This is a genomic window from Synergistales bacterium, from assembly GCA_021736445.1.
Classification (GTDB): Bacteria; Synergistota; Synergistia; order Synergistales; family Aminiphilaceae; genus JAIPGA01.
The window spans coordinates 41,850-49,940 of the sequence record JAIPGA010000009.1; the positions used below are offsets into that span (position 1 = coordinate 41,850).

Consider the following 8,091-nt stretch of genomic DNA (forward strand, 5'->3'; position numbering starts at 1 on the left):
GCAACCGCACACCGCCCTATCGGAAGCGTTGTGGATACTCCACACAACACAACCAGACTGTACCGGCTCTCCCCTTCTTTGGTATAGTTTGTGGGGGAACAGCATACAAAGACGCTGCACCGCCTTTCTGTCCTTCCTCCCTGTTATGCAAAGCAATCCCACGGTTCCTTTCTCTACAGCGTACCGCCCCGGAAACACGGAGCATATGGGCAGGCATCGAGGGGACAGAACAGGCATAAGGATTCAGTGCAAAGGGGTGAACGCAAGGTGATGATACACAAACTACCTGGTCGGCAGCGTGTGGTGATCGAGGCGGTCAAGCCGGAGATCGACTGCGGGCGCTTTCCCATCAAACGGGTCCACAATGAACGTGTCACGGTACAGGCAGCGGTCTTCGCCGACGGCCACGACGAGATTGCCGCCCAGCTCCTCTACCGCAACGAGGGCGGCCACACCTGGCACTCCCTTCCCATGCAGCGCGACCGGGGAGACAGCTTTTCCGCTTCTTTCCAGGTGGAAGGCCCCTCCTCATACTCCTACACAGTACAAGGGTGGGTGGACCGCTTCGCCACCTGGCGGAAGGACTTCGCCAAGAAACGACAGGCCGGACAGCCGACGGAGAAGGAGCTGGAGATCGGCAGGAAGTTGGTGGAGAGCGCCCTGCCCTACGCAGGTCAGGAACGGGCGGACAGGCTGAAGGAGCGGCTCGAAAGCATAGAAGGAGCCGCCACCGGGGAGGAGCGGGCCGCACTGCTGATGGACGAGAGTCTGGCCACACTGGTGCGTCCCTGCGTCGCGCCGGAGCGCATCACCACCTATGAACGGACGCTCCGTGTCCTCGTGGAACGGAAGCGCGCCGCTGCAGGCGCCTGGTACGAATTCTTCCCCCGTTCGGCACCGGCCGAAGGCAGGGAACACGCCACATTGACCGATGCGGCCAGGCTGCTCCCCGAGATCGCCCGGATGGGCTTCGACGTGGTCTATCTGCCGCCGATTCACCCTATAGGACACACAAACCGCAAGGGAAAGAACAACAGCGTCACCGCAGAACCCGGCGATCCGGGAAGCCCCTGGGCCATCGGTTCCGGAGAAGGGGGACACACCAGCGTCCACCCCCGACTCGGCACGGAGGAGGACTACCTGGCTTTCACCGAACAGGTGCGCGAACAGGGCATGGAACCGGCCATGGATCTGGCGTTCCAGTGCGCGCCGGATCACCCCCTCATTGCGGAACACCCGGAATGGTTCAAGTGGCGCCCCGACGGCACCATCCAGCACGCCGAAAACCCGCCCAAGAGGTACGAAGACATCGTTCCCTTCGATTTCGAGTGCGACGCCTGGCAATCGCTCTGGGAGGCCGCCAGGGATATCGTGCTCTACTGGGCGGAACGGGGCATCCGGATCTTCCGGGTGGACAACCCCCACACCAAGCCCTTTGTCTTCTGGGAATGGCTGCTGCAGGAGACGCGCCGGGCATACCCGGATCTGATCTTCCTCTCCGAGGCCTTCACCCGGCCCAGCGTCATGAAACGTCTGGCCAAGCTCGGCTTCAGCCAGTCCTACACCTACTTTACCTGGCGCAACACCAAAGAGGAACTGGAGGCATATGTCACGGAACTCACCGCAACGGAGACCGCCGAGTACCTGCGGCCCAACTTCTGGCCCAACACGCCGGACATCCTCCCCGAATACCTCCAGTACGGCGGCAGGGCGGCCTTTGTGATCCGACTGGTGCTGGCGGCGACGCTCTCGTCCTGCTACGGCATCCTCGGTCCGGCCTACGAACTGATGGAAGACCGCGCACTCCCCGGGCGGGAGGAATACCTCGATTCGGAGAAATATCAGATCCGGCAGTGGGATCGGGAGCGTCCCGACCGGCTCAACGATCTCATCGCCCGGATCAACGACATCCGAAGGCACCACGCACCGCTGCGTCAGACCAGGAACATCACCTTCCTGGAATCGGCGAACGAGCATATCCTGGCCTATATGAAGACAATCGAAGCGAGCGATGAGCTGATCGTGGTGACGGTGAACCTGGATCCGTTCCACCACCAGGAGGGAGGAATCCGCATGCCTCTGGAGCAGCTGGGGATGGGATTCGACCAACCCTATCTGCTCCACGACCTGCTCGGTGAAGAGCGGTACTTCTGGCAGGGCGACTGGAACAGTATCGGCCTGGACCCCCAGGTGCTTCCGGCTCGGATCTTCCTCGTCCGGAAACGAATGCGGAAAGAAGAGGACTTCGACTACTTCATGTAGTCGGGGCAGGGAGGATCAGCATGGCACAGACCGCAACGGCACCGATTACCAAAGAAACGCTCTGGTACAAAGACGCCGTGATCTACCAGCTCCATGTCAAAAGCTTTGCCGACAGCAACGGGGACGGCATCGGCGACTTCCGGAGGCTGGAGCAAAAGCTGGGGTATCTCCGGGATCTGGGGGTGACGGCCGTCTGGCTGCTGCCCTTCTACCCTTCTCCCCTGCGGGACGACGGCTACGATATCGCCGACTACTACGGCGTGCATCCCGACTACGGCACGTTGCGGGACTTCAAACGTTTCCTGCGCAAGGCCCACAGCATGAACCTCAAGGTCATCACCGAGCTGGTGATCAACCATACCTCCGATCAGCACCCCTGGTTCCAGCGGGCCCGGCAGGCACGGCCCGGAACAACGCGGCGCAACTTCTATGTCTGGAGCGACACACCGGACCGGTTCAACGAAGCGCGGATCATCTTCCAGGATTTCGAGACCTCCAACTGGGCCTGGGACAACGAAGCCAGGGCCTACTACTGGCACCGTTTCTACTCCCATCAGCCGGACCTGAACTTCGACAACCCGAAGGTACAGAAGGAAATCATCAAGGTCATCGATTTCTGGCTGGGTATGGGGGTGGATGGTCTCCGGCTGGATGCCGTACCCTACCTCTTCGAACGGGAGGGAACGAACTGCGAGAATCTGCCGGAGACCCACCACTTTCTGAAGAAGCTCCGGAGCCACGTGGACGAACGCTTTCCCCAGGCCATGTTGCTGGCGGAGGCCAACCAGTGGCCCGAGGACGCCGTCAGCTACTTCGGCGAAGGCGACGAGTGCCATATGGCCTTCCACTTCCCCATCATGCCCAGGCTCTTCATGTCCCTGTGGATGGAAGACCGCTTCCCCGTTATGGATATCCTGGAACAGACGCCGCCGATCCCCGACAGCTGCCAGTGGGCGCTCTTTCTGCGCAATCACGACGAGCTGACACTGGAGATGGTCACCGACGAGGAACGGGACTACATGTACCGGGTCTACGCCAAGGACCGTCAGGCCCGGATCAACCTGGGCATACGGCGCCGCCTTGTCCCCCTGCTGGGGAAGAACAGGCGGCTGGTGGAGCTGATGAACGTGCTGCTCTTCTCGCTCCCCGGGACACCGATCATCTACTACGGCGACGAGATCGGCATGGGGGACAACTACTTCCTGGGCGACAGGAACGGCGTTCGGACACCCATGCAGTGGTCGCCCGACAGGAACGCCGGCTTTTCCATGGCCAATCCTCAGAAACTCTATCTTCCACTGATCCTCGACCCCGACTACCACTACGAGGTGGTGAACGTGGAGAACCAGGAACACAACCTCTCCTCTCTCCTCTGGTGGACACGGCGGGTCCTCTCCACGCGGCGACAGTACCGCGCCTTCAGCCGCGGCGGGACCTCCTTTCTGCGGCCCAAAAACCACAAGGTCATCGTCTTCATCAGGGAATGCGAGGGAGAATCCATACTGGTGGTGGTGAACCTCTCGCGCTTCGCCCAGGTGGTGGAGCTGGACCTCTCGGACTATGCAGGATGCTCGCCTGTGGAGGTAATGAGCGGAGCCGGATTCCCGATTATCAAAAAGGACGAGCCCTACGTGCTCACTATGGGCTTCCACGACTACTTCTGGTTTCTCATCAAAGAGGAGGAAGAGCGCGACGCGTACCAGGCCAAACCACAGGATCTCCCCCAGTTGCAGCTGGGCACGACCTGGAACAACAGACTGCCCGGGAAATTCCTGGAGAGCCTCTCCAGCGTTTTGCCGGCCTACTTCAGGAACGCCCGCTGGTTCGGCGGCAAGAACCGCACCATGCGACGGACCGTCATCCAGGAGGATATCCTGCTGCCCGGCGAGGAGGGCAGGCACCACATCCTTCTGGTGCGGGTCACCTTCACCGAAGGGCTCTCCGAGAACTATACCCTTCCACTGGCGGTAGCCCTGGGGGAACAGGGCCACAGGATTCAGGAACAGTCACCGGAATCCATCATCACCAGAATGGACTATCGGGGAGAAACGGGCTATCTGATCGACGGCAGTTACGACGACACCTTCCGCCGCGACCTGCTGGCCTTCCAGTCGCGACGGCACCGGACCAGAACACGGGAGGGGTCGTTCTTCTCCCGGCCCAGCACACAGCTACGCTCCATGCTGCCTGAAGGCGAATGGAAGACCTCTCTCCTCAGGGCCGACCAGAGCAACAGCTCCTATCTGCTGAACGACGCCCTCTTTTTCAAGCTCTTCCGCAAGGTGGAAGAGGGCATCAATCCGGAGGTGGAGCTGCTCTCCCACCTCACCGAGAAGACCCGTTTCGCCCATGTCCCGCGGTATGGAGGGACACTGGTCTATCGACATCCCAAAAAAGGCGACTTCTACCTGGGGCTGCTGCAGAACCAGGTACCCAACCACGGCACAGCCTGGACCTTTATGCTGGAGCAGGTAGATCTCTTTCTGGACTACCTCCTCTCGCTGGGACCCGAACAGCAACCAGACTTCCCATCGGGGAAACCGCTTCTCGATCTGCGGGGAGAAAGCAGGGGATACCATGAGCTGCTGGGAGAGTTCTGTTCCGAGATGATCTGGCTGCTGGGGTGCCGAACCGCTGAGATGCACCTGGCCTTCTCTGCGTCCCCGAAGGACGGCGCCTTCGCGCCGGAGCCCTTCTCCAAGCTCTACCAGCGGGCGATGTACCAATCCATGCGGGGGCTCGCCAGGAAAACGCTCCTGGCGCTGGGAGACATCCAGGGGCATCTGGACAGGGAGGTCGGAGAGCTCGCCCAGCAGGCCATGGACCAGGAAGACGCCATTCTCGGACGGATGGCCCGTATCCTGGAGCATCGGATCGATTCCTCCAAGATCCGGATCCACGGAGACTACCATCTCGGTCAGGTGCTCTTTACCGGCAAGGATTTCGTGATCATCGACTTTGAAGGGGAACCGGCCCGGCCGGTGAGCGAGCGGCGCCTCAAGCGCTCACCCTTTCGGGACATCGCCGGCATGATCCGCTCCTTCCACTACGCCTCGCAGACGGTGCTCCTCAAACGGCAGAGCATGCTGGCCGTAGAGAGCGACGAACTCCAGCGATGGGCCAGCCAGTGGTACCGGCTGGCAGGCGCCATCTTCCTGGATGCCTACCTGGAGACCGCCGACAGGAGCATCTTCATCCCGGACGACAAAAACAGTCTGGCTGTCCTGCTGGACGCCTTCATCCTGGAAAAAGCCGTCTACGAGGTGGGCTACGAGATGAACAACCGACCGGACTGGCTCGCTGTGCCCCTGAAGGGCATCGGCCAGCTCCTTTCTGCAGAACCGCAAGGGGGAAACGACCATGACAGACAGTAACAATCAGCAGGTCCTCTCTGGACACTCGCTCCTGACCGAACAGGACATCTACCTCTTCAAGGAGGGACGGCACACCCAGCTGTACGATAAGATGGGCGCCCATCCCTGCACCTTCCGGGGCAGGGATGGGGTGCAGTTTGCCCTGTGGGCGCCAAACGCCAGGGCCGTGTCGGTGGTCGGCGAGTGGAACCGGTGGACACCGGGGACACATCAGCTGACTGCACGCGGGGACGAATCGGGCATCTGGGAGGGGTTTCTCCCCGATGTCGGCCCGGGGGAACTCTACAAGTACCACATCGAGTCGCGCTACAACGGCTTCCACGTAGACAAGGGAGACCCCTTCGCCTTTCGCTGGGAGCTCTCTCCGAGAACGGCATCCATCATCCACAGCCTGGAGTTCCCCTGGCAGGATGAACGGTGGCTCGAGACCCGGCGGGACAGCAACACCCTGGAAGCACCCATGTCGGTCTACGAATGCCACCTGGGGTCCTGGATGCAGAAGGAGGGCAGCGAACGGCACCTCGGCTATCGAGAGATAGCGCCGCTTCTGGCGAGCCATCTCCACGACCAGGGCTTCACCCATGTGGAGTTCCTCCCCATCATGGAACATCCCTTCTACGGCTCCTGGGGCTACCAGACACTGGGCTATTTCGCCCCCACCAGCCGCTACGGCACCCCCGAGGAATTCATGTATCTCGTCGACTACCTCCACAACGCCGGGATAGGGGTGCTGCTGGACTGGGTGCCCTCCCACTTCCCCGGCGACGAGCACGGGTTGATCTACTTCGACGGCACCCACCTCTATGAACACGCCGATCCACGCAAGGGATTCCACCCCCACTGGAAGAGCTATATCTTCAACCTGGGGCGCAACGAGGTGCGGAGCTTCCTGCTCAGCAGCGCCCACTTCTGGATCGATCGCTTCCACGCCGACGGACTGCGCATCGACGCCGTGGCCTCCATGCTCTACCTTGACTACGGCCGGGAAGGGGAGGACTGGATCCCCAACGAGTATGGCGGGCGGGAAGACCTGGAATCCATCGCCTTCCTGAGAGACCTCAACGAGTCGCTCTACCGCGACCATCCCGGCATCCAGACCATCGCCGAGGAGTCCACCGCCTGGCCCATGGTCTCCCAGCCTGTCTACGTGGGGGGACTGGGCTTCGGGATGAAGTGGAACATGGGCTGGATGCACGACACGCTGGACTACTTCAACCAGGATCCCATCTTCCGCAAGTACCACCACGGCGAGCTGACCTTCAGCATCATGTACGCCTTCAGCGAGAACTTCATGCTCCCCCTCTCCCACGACGAGGTGGTCCACGGCAAGGGTTCGCTGCTGGGGAAGATGCCCGGCGACCGGTGGCGTCGCTTCGCCAACCTCCGGCTGCTCTACGGCTACATGTTCACCCATCCCGGGAAGAAGCTGCTCTTCATGGGCGGCGAGTTCGGCCAGGAGAAGGAGTGGAACCACGAGGAAGGACTGCAGTGGGAGCTCCTCGAGGATCCCATGCACACCGGACTGCTCCAGTGGCTGCGGGAGCTCAACACCGCCTATCGCGCCAATCCGGCTCTCCACGCCGGCGACTTCGACCCCGAAGGCTTCCGCTGGATCGACTGCGACGATGTGGAAAACAGCGTCTTCACCTATCTGCGGAGCACCCCTCGGGCCCAACCCATTCTGGTGGCCTGCAACTGCACCCCCATGCCGCGGCAGAACTACCGCATCGGCGTCCCCTCCAAGGGGCGCTGGAAGGAGCTGCTGAACAGCGACGGCAAGGAGTACGGCGGCAGCGGCCAGGGGAACTTCGGCGGCGTGGCGACGACCCCGATCCCCTACCACGGCTACAACCAGTCGCTGACGCTCACTCTGCCGCCGCTGGCCACGCTGATCATGCAGCTGGAGGATACGACGGAGTCATGAGCATCGGCGCCCGGCTGACCGACCAGGGAGCCACCTTCTCCCTCTGGGCGCCCTGCGCCGAGCGTGTGGAGGTGTGCTGCCGGAACGACGCGGGCCAATGGACCGAAGCGCTCGCCCCGCAGACGGAGGGATACTGGGGACACGCCATCCCGGGACTGACCGCCGGTACCCGGTACATGTACCGCCTCGACGGCGGTCCCTGGCGGCCCGACCCGGCCTCCCACTTCCAGCCGGAGGGGGTGCACGGCCCCTCGGCACTGGTGGATCATGGCTTCGACTGGCGGGACAAGGTCTGGCGCGGTGTTCCCATGGAAGAGATGATCATCTACGAACTCCACACCGGCACCTTCACGCCGGAAGGGAGCTTCGACGCCGTCATCCCCAGGCTCGACGACCTGCGGGAGCTGGGCGTCAACGCGATCGAGCTCATGCCGGTGGCCCAGTTCCCGGGAAGGCGGAACTGGGGCTACGACGGTGTGGATCTCTTCGCCGTCCAGAACAGCTACGGCGGCCCCCAGGGCCTCAAGCGGC

General features: G+C 62.1%; 4 protein-coding genes. All 4 read left to right on the plus strand.

Annotated elements, in window-relative coordinates; genetic code table 11:
• Positions 1-273 precede the first annotated feature (273 nt).
• The gene (locus K9L28_02960; protein ID MCF7935289.1) at positions 274-2,262 is read left to right on the plus strand and encodes an alpha-1,4-glucan--maltose-1-phosphate maltosyltransferase; all 1,989 of its coding nucleotides are present in this window, start codon (positions 274-276) and stop codon (positions 2,260-2,262) included.
• 20 nt (positions 2,263-2,282) lie between these two features.
• A complete protein-coding gene (gene treS / locus K9L28_02965; GenBank protein ID MCF7935290.1) occupies positions 2,283-5,636 on the plus strand; it encodes a maltose alpha-D-glucosyltransferase in 3,354 nt (1,117 codons plus the stop codon).
• Entirely contained in the window at positions 5,623-7,560 is a 1,938-nt protein-coding gene (gene glgB / locus K9L28_02970) for a 1,4-alpha-glucan branching protein GlgB (GenBank protein MCF7935291.1), read from the plus strand. The genes treS and glgB overlap by 14 nt, the downstream gene beginning before the upstream one ends.
• Positions 7,557-8,091, plus strand: a 535-nt coding sequence (locus K9L28_02975; protein ID MCF7935292.1) for a hypothetical protein, incomplete at its 3' end; no start/stop codon positions are given. The genes glgB and K9L28_02975, both read left to right, overlap by 4 nt.